This window comes from Streptomyces sp. B3I8, assembly GCF_030816915.1.
GTDB lineage: Bacteria > Actinomycetota > Actinomycetes > Streptomycetales > Streptomycetaceae > Streptomyces.
The window spans coordinates 2,275,482-2,295,613 of record NZ_JAUSYN010000002.1 but is presented as its reverse complement, the minus strand read 5'-3'; the positions used below and the strand labels follow the sequence as shown (position 1 = coordinate 2,295,613).

The 20,132-nt window shown below is 73.0% G+C and carries 13 protein-coding genes; 10 read left to right on the top strand and 3 right to left on the bottom strand.

Features of this window, described 5'->3' with window-relative positions; all coding sequences use genetic code 11:
• Positions 1-62: 62 nt before the first annotated feature.
• Positions 63-1,625 (bottom strand): recombinase family protein, encoded by a 1,563-nt coding sequence (locus QFZ64_RS12275; protein WP_307071666.1) that lies wholly within the window; start codon positions 1,623-1,625, stop codon positions 63-65.
• A gap of 277 nt (positions 1,626-1,902) precedes the next feature.
• Entirely contained in the window at positions 1,903-2,568 is a 666-nt protein-coding gene (locus QFZ64_RS12270; protein ID WP_307064993.1) for a hypothetical protein, read from the bottom strand.
• A 204-nt stretch (positions 2,569-2,772) separates the two neighbouring features.
• Here QFZ64_RS12270 and QFZ64_RS12265 point away from each other — a divergent pair, with 204 nt between their 5' ends.
• The 7 genes from QFZ64_RS12265 to obgE all read left to right on the top strand — a co-directional run bounded on the left by QFZ64_RS12265 (position 2,773) and on the right by obgE (position 14,106).
• A complete protein-coding gene (locus tag QFZ64_RS12265) occupies positions 2,773-4,905 on the top strand; it encodes a restriction endonuclease (RefSeq protein ID WP_307064991.1) in 2,133 nt (710 codons plus the stop codon).
• A gap of 120 nt (positions 4,906-5,025) precedes the next feature.
• Positions 5,026-6,204, top strand: a complete 1,179-nt coding sequence (locus tag QFZ64_RS12260) for a hypothetical protein (RefSeq protein ID WP_307071665.1) — start codon at positions 5,026-5,028, stop codon at positions 6,202-6,204.
• A gap of 46 nt (positions 6,205-6,250) precedes the next feature.
• On the top strand, positions 6,251-7,039 hold the full coding sequence (locus tag QFZ64_RS12255; RefSeq protein ID WP_307064989.1) for a TIGR03936 family radical SAM-associated protein: 789 nt from the start codon (positions 6,251-6,253) through the stop codon (positions 7,037-7,039).
• Between the two features lie 245 nt (positions 7,040-7,284).
• Positions 7,285-11,625: an Rne/Rng family ribonuclease gene (locus QFZ64_RS12250; protein WP_307064987.1), complete on the top strand. Its 4,341-nt coding sequence runs from the start codon at positions 7,285-7,287 to the stop codon at positions 11,623-11,625.
• Between the two features lie 264 nt (positions 11,626-11,889).
• Positions 11,890-12,210 (top strand): 50S ribosomal protein L21, encoded by a 321-nt coding sequence (rplU, locus tag QFZ64_RS12245; protein ID WP_004931419.1) that lies wholly within the window; start codon positions 11,890-11,892, stop codon positions 12,208-12,210.
• A gap of 14 nt (positions 12,211-12,224) precedes the next feature.
• Positions 12,225-12,479, top strand: a complete 255-nt coding sequence (gene rpmA, locus QFZ64_RS12240; RefSeq protein WP_307064985.1) for a 50S ribosomal protein L27 — start codon at positions 12,225-12,227, stop codon at positions 12,477-12,479.
• 181 nt (positions 12,480-12,660) lie between these two features.
• Positions 12,661-14,106, top strand: a complete 1,446-nt coding sequence (gene obgE, locus QFZ64_RS12235) for a GTPase ObgE (RefSeq protein ID WP_307064983.1) — start codon at positions 12,661-12,663, stop codon at positions 14,104-14,106.
• 77 nt (positions 14,107-14,183) lie between these two features.
• Here the strand turns inward: obgE and QFZ64_RS12230 are convergent, their stop codons facing one another.
• Positions 14,184-16,280, bottom strand: coding sequence for a hypothetical protein (locus QFZ64_RS12230; protein ID WP_307064980.1), 2,097 nt, complete (start codon positions 16,278-16,280; stop codon positions 14,184-14,186).
• Positions 16,281-16,714: 434 nt separating this feature from the next.
• Here QFZ64_RS12230 and proB point away from each other — a divergent pair, with 434 nt between their 5' ends.
• From proB to QFZ64_RS12215, 3 genes are all read left to right on the top strand, one after another.
• Entirely contained in the window at positions 16,715-17,842 is a 1,128-nt protein-coding gene (gene proB / locus QFZ64_RS12225) for a glutamate 5-kinase (protein ID WP_307064978.1), read from the top strand.
• Between the two features lie 198 nt (positions 17,843-18,040).
• Positions 18,041-18,724, top strand: a complete 684-nt coding sequence (locus QFZ64_RS35335; protein WP_373430593.1) for a hypothetical protein — start codon at positions 18,041-18,043, stop codon at positions 18,722-18,724.
• Between the two features lie 106 nt (positions 18,725-18,830).
• Positions 18,831-20,117 carry a glutamate-5-semialdehyde dehydrogenase gene (locus tag QFZ64_RS12215; RefSeq protein WP_307064976.1) on the top strand — a complete coding sequence of 429 codons (1,287 nt, stop codon included), beginning with the start codon at positions 18,831-18,833 and terminating at the stop codon, positions 20,115-20,117.
• The last annotated feature ends 15 nt before the right edge of the window (positions 20,118-20,132 follow it).

Genomic DNA, 20,132 nt, shown 5'->3' with positions numbered 1-20,132 from the left:
ACGCGAAGCCGCCTTCCTCGCGTCACGGGAAGGCGGCTTCGTTCTGTGTGCGGTGTGAGGGCTCAGAAGGCCTGTGCGAAGTCGTCCTCGCGAATCACGAGCCGCTCGCGTACGTCCTTCGGAATCAGCAAGCGAAGGTGCACCTTCGGGGCCCGGACACCTGGCATCTTCGTGCGCGTGACCTCGCAGCGAATGCCGACGCGGTACAGGTCTGCGGACATGGCTTCCATGCCGCCCTCTTGCCAGTGCTCACGGAACGTCTTCCCGCCGTGGACGTTGACCCATCGGTCCTTCGCCGTCTCGGGATCGATCGCTTCCAGCTCCTCAATAAGCTTGTCCAGCGTCGTCTCTGCCTGCTCCTTGGCGAACCGCGTCTTCGTGTACCGGCCCCCGGGTTCCAGCTCCTTCATGTACAGCGCGATGGACTCCTGAAGACGCTTGATCTCCCGCCGTGCCTCGGCGCCCTCGGCGTACTGACGAACCTGTACGGGGAAGTCTCCGAGGACCCTGAGCACGTCCTCCACCAGGCGCTCGTAGACCCGCTCCGGGTTGGGTGCCCCGTGTCCGCCGCTCTTGCAGTTGCGGCACCGAAGGTAGGGGTAGGTACCGAACCCGTTCCTCGTGACCTGCACGGTCATGTTCGTCTTGCAGTCGGCGCACAGGAGCACGCCGAGGAACTGCGTGGCTCCGCCGGGACGGCGTGGCGGCTGTTTCTTCATCCGCTTGTCCAGCGCTGCGCCGAGAGTCTCGAACTCCTCCTCGGTGAAAATCGGGGGAGCGACCCTGATCGGCTTGCCGTCCTTGCCGAGGACCGGCTTCGAGCGACGTTGTCCGCCGTTCTTGTCCTCCTCCACGCGGTAGCCGAGGAGTGCGGGGTTACGGAGCCGACGAAGGAGCGTCACCACGGTGAGCCCCTGGCTCATGAGCCCGGCCCGCTTCAGGCAGCGCACCATGAAACGGGCGGAGCGTCCGCGAAGTGCCATGCGGCGTGCCCAGTGCAGTGCCTTGTGTGCCTCGGGATCGATGACGAGAACGACCCTCCCCGTGTCGTCCTCGTCGGTGACGTAGCCGTACGCCGGCTTCCCGATGAGCCATTCCTCCTGGGACTTCGCGTAGTCCCACAGGCTCGTGACCCGGGTGGAGGTGTTGGCCGCCTCGATCTCGGCGATACCGCCGATGATCGTGACCATGATCTTCCCGGCGGTCGTCGTGAGGTCGAGGCTGTCGTTCTTCGAGACCAGGTTCTTCCCGCGCTTCAGGCTCCACTCGATCATCGTGGAGAGATCGGAGAGACGGCGCACGAAGCGATCGAGCTTCCAGAACAGGATTTCGTCGAACTCGGGGGAGCGGTTGTTCAGCCAGTCCCCGAGTTCCTTCCGCTTCCACGGCGGGACCTTCGTCGCCGACACGTTCAGGTCCGAAGCGACGCCGATGACTCGGCAACCCCGCTCCCTGGCCAGGATGCGGAGATCGAGTTCCTGACGTACTGGCGATGTCGTCTCGTCCGTCAGTACGGATAAGCGGATCGACAGGAGTGCCCGGGGAGCGTCCTCGGGGAGCAGCGCCTCAGCCTGCTTCAGCTCTTCCAAGAGCGCGAGATCGGCCTTGGTCCACTCGGCTTCCACGTTGTAGGCCGCTCGCTCCGCCGCGAGCCGCCGCTGTCCTCGTTTACTCATGTCGGGCAGCGTAGAGCTGGTTTTAAGCATTTTTCCATATGTCCCCAGATGGACACAAGTATTCAGATCGGACCAACGGGTAAGAAGCTTCTGCCTCTTTCGGTCAAGCAGCCGGCGGGCAGTGCGCACAGTCACTGAGGCGTGAGCCCAGGGACGGACGGTGGGCGGGGCGTTCCCGCTCCGGGCCGGGTGCGTCAGATGCGCTCGGTCCGGAGAGGGGCCCCTCTCATGCGGACGACACGGGGAAGCTCAGCACGCTGATGCTGTTGGACGCGGACCACTGGTCCGGGTTGTAGCCGTCCCAGTCGCGGGCGGTGCGGTCGTTCGCGAAGGACGCCGCCCGGTCCTGGCCCACCAGGACGAGCAGATAGATCTGGCCGATCCCCTTGGCCCCCGGGTAGCCGATCGGTCGGGCGTCGTCCTCCCAGCAGCCCCGCGAGGTGGGGGTGACGGGCGCGACCGGGTAGTAGCGGCCGTTGCCCGGATTGCCTTCCTGGTCCCGGGTGCCGGGGTCGGGCCGTCTCACCATGTAGAGGACCTGCCCGGCCGGTACGTCGAGGTTCAGCCGCCCCCTGACGCTCACCTCGGGGTTCGAGTCGGTGCTGACCCGGGTGTAGACGCGAGGGGTCCGGTGGTCGGCGAGGAGCGCCTCGTTGTGACGTTCGGACGGGGGCTGGGCCCAGAACCCGGTGAGCCGGTCGAGGTCGCAGGGATCCGTCGGCGGATGAGGCGGATCGGACCTGACGAGCAGGGGAACCGCCGCGGCGGCGACGGCCGCGACCCCTGCGATGAGAGTGGTGACGATCGCGTTCCTCCTGCCGGGCTTCCCGCCCCCGTCCGGTGGCCCGGAGGCGGCTGTGTCGTTCGTGGAACCTGTGTCGGTACTGGTCACGTGCGTCCCCCTGTTCGGAAGTCCGTAATATCCGACTGGTGTGGCCCCGGGAAGGGCGCGCGGGCGCAGCGCGGGGCGTGCGCGCTCGGGTTGGGCGCCCCGGTCGGGCGGTGGCCTGGAGGGATAGAGTCGCCCCATTGATACTGGTTGTGGGGACAGGGTCGGTGGGGTGCGCCGGAGCCCTGGGGGAGGGGCCTGTAGGGGATGAGTCGTCGCTCCAACGGATTGGCCGGGATCTGGGCCGAGGCGCAGCGTCAGCAGCAGCGGGGGCTGGAGGCGCAGGTACGGCAGCAGCGGGAGTACGAGCGCCGGCAGCGGGCGTACGAGCGTGAGGTGAACCGCAGCCGACGCGAGCAGCAGGCGGCGTACCGGCAGCAGCGTGAGGCCGAGGCGCGGCGCCGCACGGAGGAGCTGGACGCGCAGGTCGAGGCGTTGCAGGGGCTGTTGGCCGCCGGTTGCGGGGCGCCCGCGTTCCGCGCGGGGGCGCTGGCACGGGCGGAGGAGCTGGAGCCGTTCACGCCGGGGCCGCTGGCCGAGCCGCTCGTCATGCCCGACCCCGATCACTACCAGGCGCAGGCCGGCTGGGGTGCGGGCCGGCGGGCGCAGGCACAGGCGCAGGCCGAGGCGCGGGCCCGGTTCGAGCGCGACTGGCACGCCGCGCAGGCGGCCGAGGCGCAGCGGCAGCGCCAACTGGCGGACTACCGGCGGCAGTACGACGCGTGGGCGGCGGCCCGGCTCGCCGAGATCCGCGCGCACAACGCGGGGATCGCGCAGATGGGGCAGGCTCTGCGGGCGGCGGATCCCGAGGCCGCCGTGGAGTACTTCTCGGCCGCCCTGTACGCCTCCTCCGCCTGGCCGGAGGGGTTCCCGCGCCAGGTCGCGGCGGCGTACGATCCGGCGGCCCGGCAGCTGGTGCTCAACTGGGAGCTGCCGAGGTACGACATCGTTCCGGAGACGAAGCAGGTGCGGTATCTGCCCGGCTCCGACCAGGACAAGGAGACGCCCCGCCCGGTCACCCAGCGCCGTGCGCTGTACCGGGAGGTGCTCGCGCAGAGCGCGCTGCTCGTGCTGCACGAGCTGTTCGCGGCTGACGAGTTCGGCGCGCTGGAGTCGGTGGCGTTCAACGGTTTCGTGGACGACCACGATCCGGCGACGGGCCGGCGCACGGAGATCTTCCTGGTCACGGTGATGGCCCCGAGATCCCTCTTCGCCGGTCTGCACCTGGAGCAGGTCAGCCCGGTGGACTGTCTGACGGAGGCGTTGCGGGGGCAGCTCTCGACCCGCCCCGACCAGTACGCCGCCGTACGGCCGGGCCGGCGTCCGGAGGAGGTCGGCGGCGGGGTCGTCACGCACGGCGGGGAGGAGGAGCCGGACCTCTTCGCGATGGACCCGCTCGCCTTCGAGGCGCTGGTCGCGGAGTTGTTCCGGGCGATGGGCATGCAGGCGGTGACGACGCAGCGGTCGAACGACGGCGGGGTGGACGTCGACGCGCTGGACCCGACGCCGATCCGCGGCGGTTCGCTCGTGGTCCAGGTCAAGCGGTACAGGAAGACCGTCCCGCCGACGGCCGTCCGTGATCTGTACGGCACGGTGCAGTCCCTGGGCGCCAACAAGGGCGTGCTGGTCACGACGTCCGGCTTCGGCCCGGGCTCGCACACCTTCGCCCACGGCAAGCCGCTGGAACTGGTCTCCGGCCCCGAACTGGTGGACCTGCTGCACCGGCACGGCCTGCGCGGCCGGCTGGGGGACGGCGACAGCGACCGCCGAGGGGGATCACGGAGCGGGGGGTCCGGCGGCCGGGTGCCCGCGCCGCGCGGTGGGTCCCCGGAGCCCGCCGCCGACGCCGCCACCGACGACTACAACGTGCTCGGCATGACCTGGTCCGGCGGCGTCGCGGTGGACGTGTGCGCGCTCGTCTGCCACGGCGACCGGGTGCTCAGCGACGACCACTTCGTCTTCTACAACAACCCGCACACCCCCGACGGCACGGTCCGCGCGCTGCCCGCCGACGCACCGGACCGGGCCGCGCTGCGGGTCACCTTCGACGCGCTGCCGCAGTCGGCCGACCGGCTCGTCCTGGTCGCCGCGGTCGACCCGGCCGTCGACCCCGGCGCGGACCTGTCCGGCTTCACGGACGCGGGCATCCGTCTGCTGGACCCGGACCGCACCGAACTGGCCCGCCTGGAGGTCTCCGACGGCCGCCCCGGCGAGACCGCCCTCACCCTCGGCTCGTTCCGCCGCCGCCCGGGCGGCGACTGGGACTTCGTCCTGGGTGGCAAGGGCTACCGCGGCGGCCTGGAGGACCTGCTGCGGGACTTCGGGATCGACGTGGAGTAGCCGTGACGTAGTGGACGTGGAGCGGGGGAGCGCGCGTTGAACGGGGGAGAGGTGCGAGTGGTGGGGGAGCCGGGCAGGAACGCGGAGTCGGGCGAGAGCGGGGAGACGGTGAAGCCCGCGGTGCGCGAGCCGGTGGCGCCGGGCGGCGAGGGGTGCCTCGTCGTGGCCGTGCGCCTGCCGGTGCGGATCGTGGTGTTTGTGCTGGTCGTGCCGCTGAGGATGGCGTGGGACGTGCTCGTCGCCGGGGGTCGGCTGCTGCACCGTGCGGTGCTGCGTCCGCTGGGACGGGGGCTGTCGTGGGCGGGGCGGGCGCTGTTCGTGTGGCCGTGGGTGGCGCTGTGGCGGTACGTACTTGTGCCGGTCGGCGCGGGGCTGGGGTGGCTGGGGCGGGTGCTGCTGGTCATACCGGCGGTGTGGCTGTACGGCAGTGTCCTCGGACCGGTCGGACGCGGTGCCGCCCGCGCGCTGCGTGGCGTCGGTGCGGGGCTCGCCTGGGTACTGCGGGGGGTCGGCGCCGGTGTGGCGTGGGTGCTGCGGGGTGTCGGAGCCGCGCTGGTGTGGGTGGGGCGCGGGGTGGCGGCCGGGCTCGGATGGCTGTATGCGCGGGCGCTGACCCCGTGCGGTCACGCGGTGGTGTGGCTCGTGCGGTGGTTGGTGATCGTCCCGGCACGGTGGCTGGTGGTCGTTCCGGCACGGTGGCTGTACCGGTACCTGCTCATACCCGCCGGCCACGGGCTCGTCCGGTGCGTGCGCGCGCTGCTGTGGCTTGTGCGGACGAGCGCCGCGGGGATCGGCTTCGTCCTGTACTGGGCCGCGCGCCTGCTGCTCGTGCTGCCGGCGTTCGCCGTGTGGCGGTGGCTGCTCGTGCCGGTGGGCCGGGGGCTCGCGGCTGTCGGCCGGGTGCTCGCGGTCGTCGGACGCGAGCTCGCCGCCGCGCTGGGGCATGCCTGGCGCGTCGCGGGGCACGTGTCGCTCGCCGTGGGGCGGTTCCTGCGCGCGCTCCTGCGATGGACGGTCGCGGTGCCGGCCCGCTGGGCCTACCGCCGGCTGCTCACCCCCGTCGGACACCTGGTGCGCGACGGGGTGCTGCGGCCCGCCGCCGAGGCCGCGCGCGGTGCGGGCCGCGTGGTACGTCAAGCGCTCGCCGCGGCACGTGAGACCGCCCGGCAGACCCGCGCCGACCTGCGCCGGGCCCTGTTCGGCGAGCCCGCGAAGCGGCGGGAGGCGGTCCGCGGGGAACCCGGGGCCGACGGGACACGTACCCTGGAGAAAAGGACGACCGCTCTCACGAAGGACTAGGACACTGGGCAAGCGACAGCCCGAAGGCCCGCCGCCCGCACCCGCGGTGCAGCGCATTCGACTGCGTTACACCAAGCGCGGCCGCCTCCGGTTCACCAGCCACCGTGACTTCCAGCGCGCCTTCGAGCGTGCCCTGCGCCGCGCCGAGGTACCCATGGCGTACTCGGCGGGGTTCACGCCGCATCCGAAGGTGTCGTACGCCAATGCCGCACCCACCGGCACGGGCAGTGAGGCGGAGTATCTGGAGATCGCGCTCACCGAGCCGCGGGACCCGGAGACCCTGCGCGAACTCCTCGACGTGTCGCTGCCCACCGGGCTCGACGTGCTCGAGGCGGTGGAGGCCCGCACCCCGGGTCTCGCCGACCGGCTCACGGCTTCCGTGTGGGAGTTGCGCCTGGACGGCGTGGCGCCCGCGGACGCCGAACGCGCGGTCGCGGCCTTCACCGCGGCCGGGACCGTAGAGGTCCAGCGCCGTACGAAGAACGGCCTGCGCACCTTCGACGCGCGTCCGGCCGTGACTCGGCTCGAAGCGCACCCTCCACAGGCCGATAGGCCGAACGACCGGCCCTGTGCGATACTGCGGCTGGTTGTTCGGCACGTGACGCCTGCCGTACGACCCGACGACGTCCTGTCCGGTCTCCGCGCCGTGGCCGACCTGGCGCCGCCGGTCCCCGCAGCGGTGACCAGGCTGGCGCAGGGGCTGCTCGATGAAGAGACCGGCACGGTGACCGACCCGCTCGCGCCCGACCGCGAGGCGATCACGGCCGCCCCGGCCACTTCAGTGGGGGCCGCCGAAACCGCCGCGTCGGCGCTGGTGCCGGAAGGTTCCGCGTAGGGACGGACGTCGTAGCGCCGCCCTCGTACTCGGGAGCCACCTGGGTCGGGCAGCGCACCGACCACAAGACTTTCGCCAGGCCGTGCACAAAAAGGGGTACGGAACCGGCGAGACAGGACACAGACAGCTTCCGAGTGGCGCCCGCGCCCCGGACGGCGGCAGGCGCGCATCGCGCGAGCCGCGGACGTCACCGGCACTGCCGGACCAGGCGGGGCGCCCGGAAGCCTGACGGGAGATACGCCCGCATGCTCGAACCGACCGAACCCACCGAGGGTTCCACAACCGACAACCCCAGCGTTTCCGGCACTCCGAGCGACACCCTGCCGCCGCGCCGTCGACGCCGCGCCGCGTCCCGCCCCGCGGGGCCGCCGGTCGCGGCGTCGGAGACGACCGCCGAGATCACGCAGACCGCGCCGCCGGCCGTGGAGGACGACGCCGAAGAGGCGGACCTCGCCGGCACGGAGACGGCTGCGGTGAGCGACGCCGCCGCGGAAGAGGCGGCCTCGTCCGCCGACGCCGCTCCGCCGCGTACGCGGCGCCGCGCGACACGCCGGGTGTCCGCTCCGGCCGGGACCCCCGAGGGGGCCGAGGTCACCGCCGCCGAGACGACGGTGACACCGCCGGCCGCCGACAGCGGCGCCGGAACCGAAGCGGCCGTGGCGACCGAAGCGACCGGGGAGGTCCCGGCCGCGACCGACGCGTCCGCCGAGGCCGCTCCGCCGCGTGCGCGCCGTCGTGCGACGCGTCGGGTGTCCGCGCCCACCGCTGCCCCGCAGACGACCGCCGAGGCACCCGCCACCGGCGAAAAGACCCCTGCCGTGACTCCCGCCGCCGACGGCGAGGAGACCGCCGCGGCGGTCCCCGTCGACGTCGACGCCGCGAGCGAGGCGTCCGCCGAGGCCGCTCCGCCGCGTGCGCGCCGTCGTGCGACGCGTCGGGTGTCCGCGCCCACCGCTGCCCCGCAGGCGCCTGCCGCGACCGACGCGACGGACACGTCCGACGGGACCGCTTCCGTCGCCGAGACCCCGGTCACCGCGGAGACGCCCGTCGCCGCCGAGGTGTCCGTCGAGGCCGTTCCCGCTCTCCGGGCGGCCGAGGACGAGGACGTCGCTCCTCGTCGCAGCCGTCGCCGCGCCACCCGTCGGGCCTCCGCGCCCGCCGGCGCCCCCGATGAGCGCGTGGAGGCGCCCGTGACCGCCGACGACGCTCAGGACTCCGCCGAGTCCTCCGAGTCCTCCGAGACCGCCGGTCCCGGCGCCGAGACCCCCCGGGCCGGACGCGGCAGGCGTCGCGCCGCCGACACCGCGGCCGATGCCGCCGGGTCGGAGCCGGGTTCGCTCCCCGCGCCGCCCGAGATCGGTGACGCCCTCGCCGCCGAGGAGACCGGCCCCCGCCGTCGGCGCCGCGCCGTGCGCAAGGCCGCCACCGGCTTCGCCGCCCCCGCGCAGCCCGCGGGCCGCAAGGGCGCGGTCGAGGGAACGGACGAGGGAACGGACGAGGACACGCGGCGGCCCAAGCGGCCCGCCGTCGCCGTCTTCCAGGCGCCCGTGTTCACCGAGCCGATGTTCCAGACCCCGGAGCGCGCCGCCGCCGCAGCGGCCGCCGAGGCCCGGCAGGAGCGGCAGGAGCCGCAGGAACGGCCCGAGCAGCCCGTCGAGCTCGCCGCGCCCGTCACCGAGGAGGAGACCGGCGGTTCGCGTCGTCGCCGTCGCCGCCGCGGGGGTGCCGAGGGCGACGAGGCGCCGCAGGCCGCCGCGCAGCCCGCGGAGAGGGACGAGGAGCCCGAGGAGGACGAGGCCGGGACAGCCGAGGACTCCGCCGACGGCGACGACAACGAGGAGACCGGCTCCCGTCGGCGCCGCCGCCGCGGTGGCCGCCGACGCCGCCGGGGCGAGGCCGCCGACGGCGACACGGACGCCAACGACGCGGACGACACGGACGAGGCCGAGGGCGAGGACGTCGCCGCGACGCAGGCGGCGCAGGACGCCGAGGACGCGGCAGAGGACGCCGAGGAGGCGGAGGACGACTTCCGCGGCGACCAGGGCGGTGGCTCCAGCGGTACCCGTCGGCGCCGCCGTCGCCGTCGCCGCGCCGGTGACGGCTCGGGCGAGGGCGAGCTCTCCACCGACGACCCCGAGCGCACGGTCGTCAAGGTCCGCGAGCCCCGCAAGGCGAGCGAGGCGATCGACGAGGTGCAGTCCATCAGGGGCTCCACGCGGCTGGAGGCCAAGAAGCAGCGCCGCCGCGAGGGCCGCGAGCAGGGCCGTCGGCGCGTCCCGATCATCACCGAGGCCGAGTTCCTGGCCCGCCGCGAGGCCGTCGAGCGCGTGATGGTGGTCCGGCAGAGCGGCGAGCGCACGCAGATCGGCGTCCTCGAGGACAACGTGCTCGTGGAGCACTACGTCAACAAGGAACAGGCCGTCTCGTACGTCGGCAACGTCTACCTCGGCAAGGTGCAGAACGTGCTGCCGTCGATGGAGGCCGCCTTCATCGACATCGGCAAGGGCCGCAACGCCGTGCTCTATGCCGGCGAGGTCAACTTCGGTGCGCTCGGCATGTCGGGCGGGCCGCGCCGCATCGAGTCCGCGCTGAAGTCCGGGCAGTCCGTGCTGGTCCAGGTCACCAAGGACCCGATCGGCCACAAGGGCGCCCGTCTCACCAGCCAGGTCTCGCTGCCCGGCCGCTACCTGGTCTACGTGCCCGAGGGCTCGATGACCGGCATCAGCCGCAAGCTGCCCGACACCGAGCGGGCCCGCCTGAAGAGCATCCTCAAGAAGGTCGTCCCCGAGGACGCGGGCGTCATCGTGCGCACCGCCGCCGAGGGCGCCAGCGAGGACGAGCTGCGCCGCGACGTCGAGCGGCTCCAGGCGCAGTGGGAGGAGATCAAGAAGAAGTCGCGCAACGGCGGCAACGCGCCGACGCTGCTGTACGGCGAGCCGGACATGACCGTCCGGGTCGTGCGGGACATCTTCAACGAGGACTTCTCCAAGGTCGTCGTCAGCGGCGACGAGGCCTGGGAGACCATCCACGGTTACGTCGCCCACGTCGCGCCGGACCTCGCGCCGCGTCTGTCGCGCTGGACCAGCGAGACCGACGTCTTCGCCACGTACCGGATCGACGAGCAGCTCGCCAAGGCGCTGGACCGCAAGGTCTGGCTGCCCAGCGGCGGGTCGCTGGTGATCGACCGGACCGAGGCGATGGTCGTCATCGACGTCAACACCGGCAAGTTCACCGGTCAGGGCGGCAACCTCGAGGAGACCGTCACCAGGAACAACCTGGAGGCGGCCGAGGAGATCGTGCGCCAGCTCCGGCTGCGCGACCTCGGCGGCATCATCGTCATCGACTTCATCGACATGGTGCTGGAGTCCAACCGGGACCTGGTGCTGCGGCGCCTGCTGGAGTGCCTGGGCCGGGACCGGACGAAGCACCAGGTCGCCGAGGTGACCTCGCTGGGCCTGGTGCAGATGACCCGCAAGCGGGTCGGCCAGGGCCTGCTGGAGTCCTTCTCCGAGACCTGCGTGCACTGCAACGGGCGCGGCGTCATCGTGCACCTGGACCAGCCGAGCGTGTCCGGCGGTGGCGGTGGTGGCGGCGGAAAGCGCCGCAAGCGCGGCCGCGGCGGGGCCGACCAGCCGCACGAGCACGAGACGCACGAGCACGAGCCGGCGACGGCGGTCGAGGAGGCCGAGCCCGAGCCGGAGCGGCAGCGCGCCGTCGCGGCCGAGGTCCAGGAGGTCTTCGCGCCCGACGAGGAGCTGTACAGCAGCGTCGCCGAGGCGGAGGCCGCGGCCACCCGGGGCCGTTCGCGGCGCCGGGCGACCCGGCGGTCCTCCGCCCCCGCGGGTGCCCCGAAGCGGGCCGGTACGGAGGCGCCGACGGCGCAGGACGTCACCGTCGAGGAGGAGACCGCGCGTCCGGTGAGCCAGGAACCGGCCGCCGCCGCGCACGCCGAGCCGGCCGCCGCGGAGGACCCGGTGATCGAGGCCGCCGACGCCGCCGCGGCCCCCGAGGAGGCCGCACCGGCCGCGCCCAAGGGGCGTACACGCCGCCGGGCGACCCGCAAGGTGTCGGCGCCGGTGACCGCCCCCGAGGAGGCCGTGGTGACGGTCACCGAGCCGGCGCCCGCGCCGGTGCGGGTGCCCGAGCCGGAGCAGGCGGCGGCGCAGGAGCCGGCCGAGCGGCCGGAGCCGTCCGCCGAGAGCGCCGCCCCGGCCCGTCCGCGCCGCCGTGCCGTCCGCAAGGCCACCGCGCCCACCTCGTCCGAGGACGCGGCCGTCGTGGTCGTACCGGCCGCGGAGACCCCGGCGGAGCCGGCGCCCGACACGACGGCTGAGGAGCCGGCGGCCGAGGCGGCGGAAGGGGCCGAATCGGCCCCGGCCAAGAAAGCGGCCCGCAAGACCGCCAAGAAGGCCACGGCGAAGAAGGCCGCCACGAAGAAGACGACGGCCAAGAAGACCGCCGCGAAGAAGACCGCCGCCAAGAAGACGACGACGAAGAAGGCGACGGCCAAGAAGGCGACGGCGAAGAAGACGGCCGCGGCGACCGAACCGGGCCAGCCGACGGTGTCGGCGTCCACGGACGACTGACCCGAGCCGGTACGACGACGGTGGCCCACCCGCGGCTCGCGGGTGGGCCACCATGCGTGCGGAGGGCTTCCGCGGGTCCCCGAGGGCTCGGTTTGACCCTGTCGGAAGCGCCCCGTAACCTTGGCCGTCGGCGTGTCGAGTGGCACGCCACATCCCCGTAAACCCTTTTCCTCCGGGGCACCGTGTGTGCCGGAGAGGCGGCCCGTGTTGTCGGGCGGCTGGACTGCGGGGGTGCCGTTCCCGAGCGTAGAGAGTGAGATCCGCGTGTACGCCATCGTGCGCAGCGGTGGTCGCCAGCACAAGGTTGCTGTCGGCGACATCGTTGAGGTTGACAAGATTTCCACCGCCAAGGTTGGCGACACGGTCGAGCTCTCGACCCTGCTCGTCGTCGACGGCGACGCTGTGACCAGCGACCCGTGGGTGCTGGCCGGCATCAAGGTCCAGGCCGAGGTCGTGGACCACCACAAGGGCCAGAAGATCGACATTCTGCGCTACAAGAACAAGACCGGCTACCGCCGTCGTCAGGGCCACCGCCAGCAGTACACGGCGATCAAGGTCACTGAGATCCCCGCGGCTGCGAAGTAAGGGACTGAGAACAGATGGCACACAAGAAGGGCGCATCGTCCACCCGGAACGGTCGCGACTCCAACGCCCAGCGGCTCGGCGTGAAGCGCTACGGCGGTCAGGTCGTGAACGCCGGTGAGATCATCGTCCGCCAGCGCGGCACCCACTTCCACCCGGGCAGCGGCGTCGGCCGCGGCGGCGACGACACGCTGTTCGCGCTGCAGGCCGGTGCGGTGGAGTTCGGCACCAGCCGTGGCCGCAAGGTCGTGAACATCGTCCCGGTCGGCTGACCGGACGTCTTCCCGAGAGGCGGACCTCACTTCCCGGTCGGGAAGCGGGTCCGCCTTTCGCGTGTTGCACCACAGGCACCCCAGGTGCCGACACCGCAGGTACACGCACCACAGGTATACGCACCACAGGTATTCGTACGTTTTATCGCGGCGCTCCGCCGCTCACTGGAGGCACCGAACCATGACCACCTTCGTGGACCGCGTCGAGCTGCACGTCGCCGCGGGTAACGGGGGCCACGGCTGTGCCTCCGTCCACCGTGAGAAGTTCAAGCCGCTCGGCGGCCCGGACGGCGGCAACGGCGGCCGGGGCGGCGATGTGATCCTCACCGTCGACCAGTCCGTGACCACGCTGCTCGACTACCACCACTCCCCGCACCGCAAGGCCACCAACGGCAAGCCCGGCGAGGGCGGCAACCGCTCCGGCAAGGACGGCCAGGACCTGGTCCTGCCCGTCCCCGACGGCACCGTGGTCCTCGACCCGGCGGGCAACGTCCTCGCCGACCTCGTCGGCCACGGCACGTCCTACGTCGCCGCCCAGGGCGGCCGTGGCGGCCTCGGCAACGCGGCGCTGGCCTCCGCCCGGCGCAAGGCCCCCGGCTTCGCGCTGCTCGGCGTGCCGGGCGACCTCCAGACGATCGTCCTGGAGCTGAAGACCGTCGCCGACGTGGCGCTGGTCGGCTACCCGAGCGCCGGCAAGTCCTCGCTGATCTCCGTGCTGAGCGCGGCGAAGCCGAAGATCGCCGACTACCCGTTCACGACCCTGGTCCCGAATCTGGGCGTGGTGACGGCGGGCTCCACCGTCTACACCGTCGCGGACGTGCCGGGGCTCATCCCGGGCGCCAGCCAGGGCAAGGGGCTGGGCCTTGAGTTCCTGCGCCACGTGGAGCGGTGCAGCGTGCTGGTGCACGTACTGGACACCGCGACCCTGGAGTCCGAGCGCGACCCGGTCTCCGACCTGGACACGATCGAGGCGGAGCTGCGCGAGTACGGCGGCCTGAACGACCGGCCCCGCGTCGTCGTCCTCAACAAGATCGACGTACCCGACGGCAAGGACCTCGCCGAGATGGTGCGGCCGGACCTCGAGGCGCGCGGCTACCGTGTCCTCGAGGTGTCCGCGGTCGCCCACATGGGGCTGAGGGAGCTCTCCTTCGCGCTGGCGGAGCTGGTCGCGCAGGCGCGGGCGGCCCGGCCGAAGGACGAGGCGACCCGTATCGTCATCCGGCCCAAGGCCGTCGACGACTCGGGTTTCACGGTCACCCCGGAGGACGCCGACGGCGAGCCGCTGTTCCGGGTGCGGGGCGAGAAGCCCGAGCGCTGGGTGCGGCAGACCGACTTCAGCAACGACGAGGCCGTCGGCTACCTCGCCGACCGGCTGAACCGGCTCGGCGTGGAAGAGGCGCTGATGAAGGCGGGCGCCCGCACGGGCGACGGCGTCGCCATCGGCCCGGAGGACAACGCGGTCGTCTTCGACTGGGAGCCGACGGTGACGGCCGGCGCGGAGATGCTGGGCCGGCGCGGTGAGGACCACCGGTTCGAGGCGCCGCGCCCGGCGGCGCAGCGCAGGCGGGACCGTGACGCGGAGCGCGACGAGTCGCTCCGCGAGTTCGACGACTTCGAACCGTTCTAGGCGGAGCCGAAGGCGAAGAGGGAGGGGCCCCGGGGAAATCCCGGGGCCCCTCCCTCTTCGCGCTCGCGGCCGTGGCGTCAGGCGGTGACGGAGTCCTCCGTGCCGGCCTCCGTGTCCGCCTCGATCGCCGGCTCCTCCGGCGCCTCCTCCGCGGCCCCGCGCGGCGCGGGGATCTCGGAGCCCGTACCACGGGACTCCATCCGTGCCCGGCGCTCGTCGGCCCGCTCGCACAGCGCCCGCACCGCCTCGTTGAAGCGGACCAGCGACGGCGGCTCCGAGGGGCCGAGGAGCTGTACCTTCAGCTCCGCACGGGCCGCCGTGAACGCGTCCTTCTCCGGGTGCCGCACCGATTCGAGGAGCCCCTGGACCCCGTCCGCGTCGGGCGTGAGCACCACGCCCGCGGAGACGGTCGGGAACGCCTCGCGGAACGCCTCCTCGGGCAGACCCGAGGTGTTCGCGACCGCGTACGGCTTCTCGCTGGAGAGCCAGTCCGACACCACCGAGGACACGTCGCTGACGAGCAGGTCCGCCTCGTTGAAGCAGGCGAAGATACCGGGGCGCGCGGCGGTGATGATCTGGTGCTCCCACTCCGGGAAGGAGGCCCAGTAGACCCTCTCCCAGGCCGCCGTCGCCTCGGCGATCAGCGCCTCGCGCCGTCCGTCGGGCCGGCCCTGGAGCAGCATCCGCTCCATCTCGTCCGCGCTCGCGCGAAAGCCCGTGGAGGTCAGCCGGTCCAGTTCGGCCGTGCGGCGGACGAGCTCGGCGGCGGCCTCGGGACCCGGCCGGGCACCCGACCGCTTGGCGTTCGCCTCCGCGATCATCGCCTTGATGCGCTCGTTCGCCCGGCCCGCACGCGGGTCGACGGAGCCGGTCATCGGGTGCGGCTTGTACAGCAGGCGCACACCGTCGTCGGCGAGCAGCCTGCGGACGATGTTCTCACCGGCCAGGACCACGGAGGTGTTGCCGGGGTTGCCGTCCCAGCCCTCCCAGGTGGGGGCGTACAGCACGGTGGTGTACGTGCCCGTCGGGGGGCCGGAGTGGGGGCGGATCGGCGCGAGCTGCGGCCGTCCGACCTCCACGATGTCCTTGTCCTCCACGCCGACCTCGGCCTGCGCGTACCGCTCGCGGGCGGCGGAACCGGCGACCCAGACCTCGTCGTAGGCCTTGGCGTACGGGTTGCAGGAGGAGAGCTTGTCGCTCTCGCCGTGGTTGATGAAGGCGTGCTTGATCGTGGGGATGCGCAGCACCTGGGACGTCTTCGCCGCGTTGGCGGGGTGCAGCATCATCTTCAGCGTCGAGTTCTCCAGCGAGAACATCGTGGAGACCTTCGGGAAGCAGATGACCGGCACGTCGGTGGCCTCGATCTTCTGCACCATGAAGCGCTCGCGCAGCACGATCAGCGGGCGGCCGTCGAGCTGGGACAGCGTGGAGAGCCACATGTTGGCCTGGTACGCCGACGTCGTACCGCCGGAGAAGTACATCGCGACGGTGGGCCGGTACTCGGCCAGCCAGCCGTCCAGCCACTCCATGACCTGCTGTTCCGTCCTGGCGCGCTTGCCCTTGAGCAGCCAGGTGGCCAGGTAGGCGGTGCCGCCGACGGCCATCAGCAGGGCCAGGCCGACGCCGATGTCGCCCCACAGGCCGTCCCCGGTGGCGGCGGTGGCCAGAAGGCCGGCGGTGGCCGGGACGGAGAGGGTCAGCAGCCGGTGGCCCTGGCGGCGGGCCAGGATGCGCGGCGGGGCCTTGGTCAGGTGCAGCGCGGAGGCGTCGATGTTGCGGGTGACGATCGGCAGCGTGCGGGTGCGGCGGACCAGGACGGCGACCGCCTGGCAGCAGAAGTGCAGCGCGTAGCAGGCGCACAGGGCGACCGTCAGGGGCGCCTGCTCGCGCAGCGGCTCGATGTCGTCGATCCGCAGGAGTCCCACCAGGACGAGCATGTCGCGCAGCAGTTGGCGGACGGTGACGTCGAAGCGGACCTTGCCGAGCAGGGCGAGGAGGCCGGGGTCGCGGTACTGGTAGTACAGGTCCAGGGCGAGTCCGGCCGCGCTCACGGCGACGAGCACCGGGACGTCGGGCAGCAGCGCGGTGATGATCTGGGCCGTGAAGAGCGCGAACATCGCGCACAGCGTGGCCACCTGCACGAGACGGCGGGTGGCGGGGCCTGCGGAGGGCACGGGCTGGGCTCCTGCGGAGGGAGATGCGGCGGATGGGGGGAAATGGGGGGTGACTGCCCGCCCTTCGGGAGCGCCCGAACAAGAGTGCACCTTCGAGGAGAGCCGACGCTGACGGTATGACTTCGGACGCCCGCCAAGCAATCTCCGCCACCCAAGGTGCCCGTAAAAGGGATGTATCGGGCGGAGCGTGCTCCTGTGAGCGGCGCGCCCCGTCAGGGACGCCGGGTGGCGTGACCCAGGGCCTCGGCCTCATTCACCCCGCGAAACGGCGGCGCGGACCGAGCCCCCGTCCTCCCGGGTTCGCCGCCGCGAACCGGGCCCCCGTCCACCTCGCGAAATGGCCGCGCACCCCCGGTCTCCGGTCCCGTAGATTGCGAACCGGAACCGCCCGTCGGGGCGGCCGTCCGCACATGTCGGGAAAGTGAGAGGCGCACGTGTCAGCGCACAGGCAGGACGTCGAAGCAGCACGCCGGATCGTCGTGAAGGTCGGCTCCTCCTCCCTCACGACCGCCGCCGGCGGCCTCGACGCCGACCGCGTCGACGCCCTGGTCGACGTCCTCGCCACGTACCACGGCGGTCGCGGCAAGGAAGTGGTGCTGGTCTCCTCCGGTGCCATCGCCGCCGGTCTCGCCCCTCTCGGCCTGCCCCGCCGCCCCCGTGACCTGGCCCGGCAGCAGGCCGCCGCCAGCGTCGGCCAGGGGCTCCTCGTCGCCCGCTACACGGCTTCCTTCGCCCGCTACGGCGTCCGCGTCGGACAGGTGCTGCTCACCTCGGACGACACCAGCCGCCGCGCCCACCACCGCAACGCCTCCCGCACCCTGGACAAGCTCCTCGCGATGGGCGCGCTGCCGGTCGTCAACGAGAACGACACGGTCGCCACGGACGAGATCCGTTTCGGCGACAACGACCGCCTCGCGGCCCTCGTCGCCCACCTCGTCCACGCCGACCTGCTGGTACTGCTCTCCGACGTGGACGGCGTCTACGACGGCGACCCCGGCCGGCCCGGCACCTCCCGCATCTCCCAGGTGCGGGGCCCCGCCGATCTCGAGGGCGTCGAGATCGGCAGCGCGGGCCGGGCCGGCGTGGGCACGGGCGGCATGGTCACCAAGGTGGAGGCGGCCCGGATCGCGGCGGCGGCCGGCATCCCCGTCGTACTGACCAGCGCGGTGCACGCCGCCGACGCGCTGGCCGGCGGGGACACCGGCACGTACTTCCGGCCCACCGGCAAGCGTTCCGCCGACCGCCTGCTCTGGCTGCAGCACGCCTCCGCCCCGCAGGGGGCGCTGATCCTCGACGACGGGGCCGTGCGCGCGGTCGTCGAGGGCCGCAAGTCGCTGCTGCCGGCCGGCATCGCGAGCGCCGAGGGCGACTTCACGGCGGGCGACCCGGTGGAGCTGCGCGACGGCGCGGGCCGGGCCGTGGCACGGGGGCTCGTCAACTTCGACGCCAGGGAGATCCCCCGTCTGATCGGCCGCTCGACCCGGGAGCTGGCGCGCGAACTGGGACCGGCTTACGAGCGCGAGGTCGTGCACCGCGACGACCTCGTCCTGCTGGAGGGATGACGGGCGGCGGCTCCCCGTGGCCGTGCCGCGCCGATCCGCCGCCCCTGGCCCCGGCCCGAACACCTATTCGCCGACCTCCGACGGAGGACGTTCCGCAAAACCGCCACACGACCGTCTCCCGCCTGCTCAACTGTCTCCCGGGGACACGTTCCGCACGACCGCTGGACACGGCACGACCGTGCGCTGAAGGAGGCCGCCGTGAGACGAGTGCGCCCTGGGACGCCGACGTCCCGCCCCGAGGGCACCGCACCCGAGCCCCGAGCCGCAGCCCGCGACCCGCGGGGCGCGTCCGGCGCCCGCGAGCCCCGGGATCCGGCCGCCGCCCGCGAGCCGCGCGGCGCGCCCGGCGGCCGCGGGTCCCAGGCCCTGCGCCGAGTGCACGGGCTCCGCAGCGTCGGCGAGGGCCGGACACCGGCCGGAGCCGCCGGTACGACCGGCGCGGACGAGCACGACGGTTACGACGGGTTCGAGGGATACGACGGGTACGACGGGCCCGCCGAGCCGGGCGCGGCCGCAGGACCGGGGCGCGCAGGCCGGCCCGCCGCCCGGCTGTGGCACGTCACCCTCAGCGTGTCCGGCGGCGAGGCCCCGCTCGACGAGGTCAGGCGGGGGCTCGAACAGCTCGCGCACGACCACCCCTTCCTGCTCACCAGCCGCTACGCCGGCGACCACGCCGAGATCCGCTACTGGGAAGAGGCCCGCGACCTGCACGACGCCGCCGCGGTCGCCCTCCGCCTGTGGGGCGAGCACCGGCGCACCGCCGGGCTGCCGCCCTGGGAGATCGTCGGCCTGGAGGTCATCGGCCGCGAGACCTACCAGCAGCGCGTGGCCGCGGGCTACGGCCCGGCCCCCGCCACCCCGGTCGGGGTCCACCCCTTCTGACTCCGCTCCGTCCGACCCGCTCCCGACGGGATTTCTCACCGTTCGCCCCGTCTCGTTGCGTGGAACGGCGGAGGACCGGGCCCGTCCGGCGCACTACGCTTTTCCCATGACCACGCTCTCGCCGTACGACTCGATGTCCCCGGTCGCCCGGGCCGCCTACCGGTCGCAGGCAGCGGCCGCCGAGATCGCCCCGCTGCCGCGCGCCGTGAAGGACGACACGCTGCTCGCCGTGGCGGACGCGCTGGAGGTCCGGACGAGCGAGATCGTCGCCGCCAACGCCAAGGACGTCGAGCGCGCCCGCGAGGCCGGCACCAGCGGGGCCATCGTCGACCGGCTCACCCTCACCCCGGAACGGGTGCGGGCCATCGCCTCCGACGTACGGGACGTGGCCGCGCTGCCCGACCCGATCGGCGAGGTCGTCCGCGGCTCCACCCTGCCCAACGGCATCGACCTGCGCCAGGTCCGCGTCCCGCTCGGCGTCGTCGGCATCATCTACGAGGCCCGCCCGAACGTGACGGTCGACGCCGCCGCCCTGTGCCTGAAGTCCGGCAACGCGGTGCTGCTGCGCGGCTCGTCCTCGGCGTACGAGTCGAACACCGCCCTGGTCCGCGTGCTGCGGGACGCGGTCGGCGGGGCGGGGCTGCCGGCCGACGCCGTCCAGCTCGTGCCCGGTGAGGGGCGCGACGCCGTGCGCGAGCTGATGCGCGCCCGCGGCCTGGTCGACGTACTGATCCCGCGCGGCGGCGCCTCGCTGATCCGCACGGTCGTGGAGGAGTCCACCGTCCCGGTGATCGAGACCGGTACCGGCAACTGCCACGTCTACGTCGACGCCGACGCCGACATCGACATGGCGATCGACATCCTGGTCAACTCCAAGGCGCAGCGGCCCAGCGTCTGCAACGCCGCCGAGACCCTCCTCGTCCACCAGGACATCGCCCCCGAGTTCCTGCCCCGTGCTCTGGACGCGCTGGCCGACGCCGGGGTCACCGTGCACGGCGACACCCGCGTGCTGGCGTACGCCAAGAACTCCAGGGCCACCGTCGTGGAGGCGACGGCGGAGGACTGGGACACCGAGTACCTGTCGTACGACATCGCGGCCGGCGTCGTCGACTCACTGGACAAGGCCGTGGCCCACATCCGGCTGTGGAGCTCCCGGCACACCGAGGCGATCGTCACCAATTCGCAGCAGGCCGCCCGCCGGTTCACCCAGCTGGTGGACGCGGCCGCGGTCGCGGTGAACGCCTCCACCCGGTTCACCGACGGCGGCCAGTTCGGCTTCGGCGCCGAGATCGGCATCTCCACGCAGAAGCTGCACGCCCGCGGCCCGATGGGTCTGCCGGAGCTGACCAGTACCAAGTACATCGTCACGGGCGACGGCCACGTACGACGCTGAGACCGGACCGGGCCG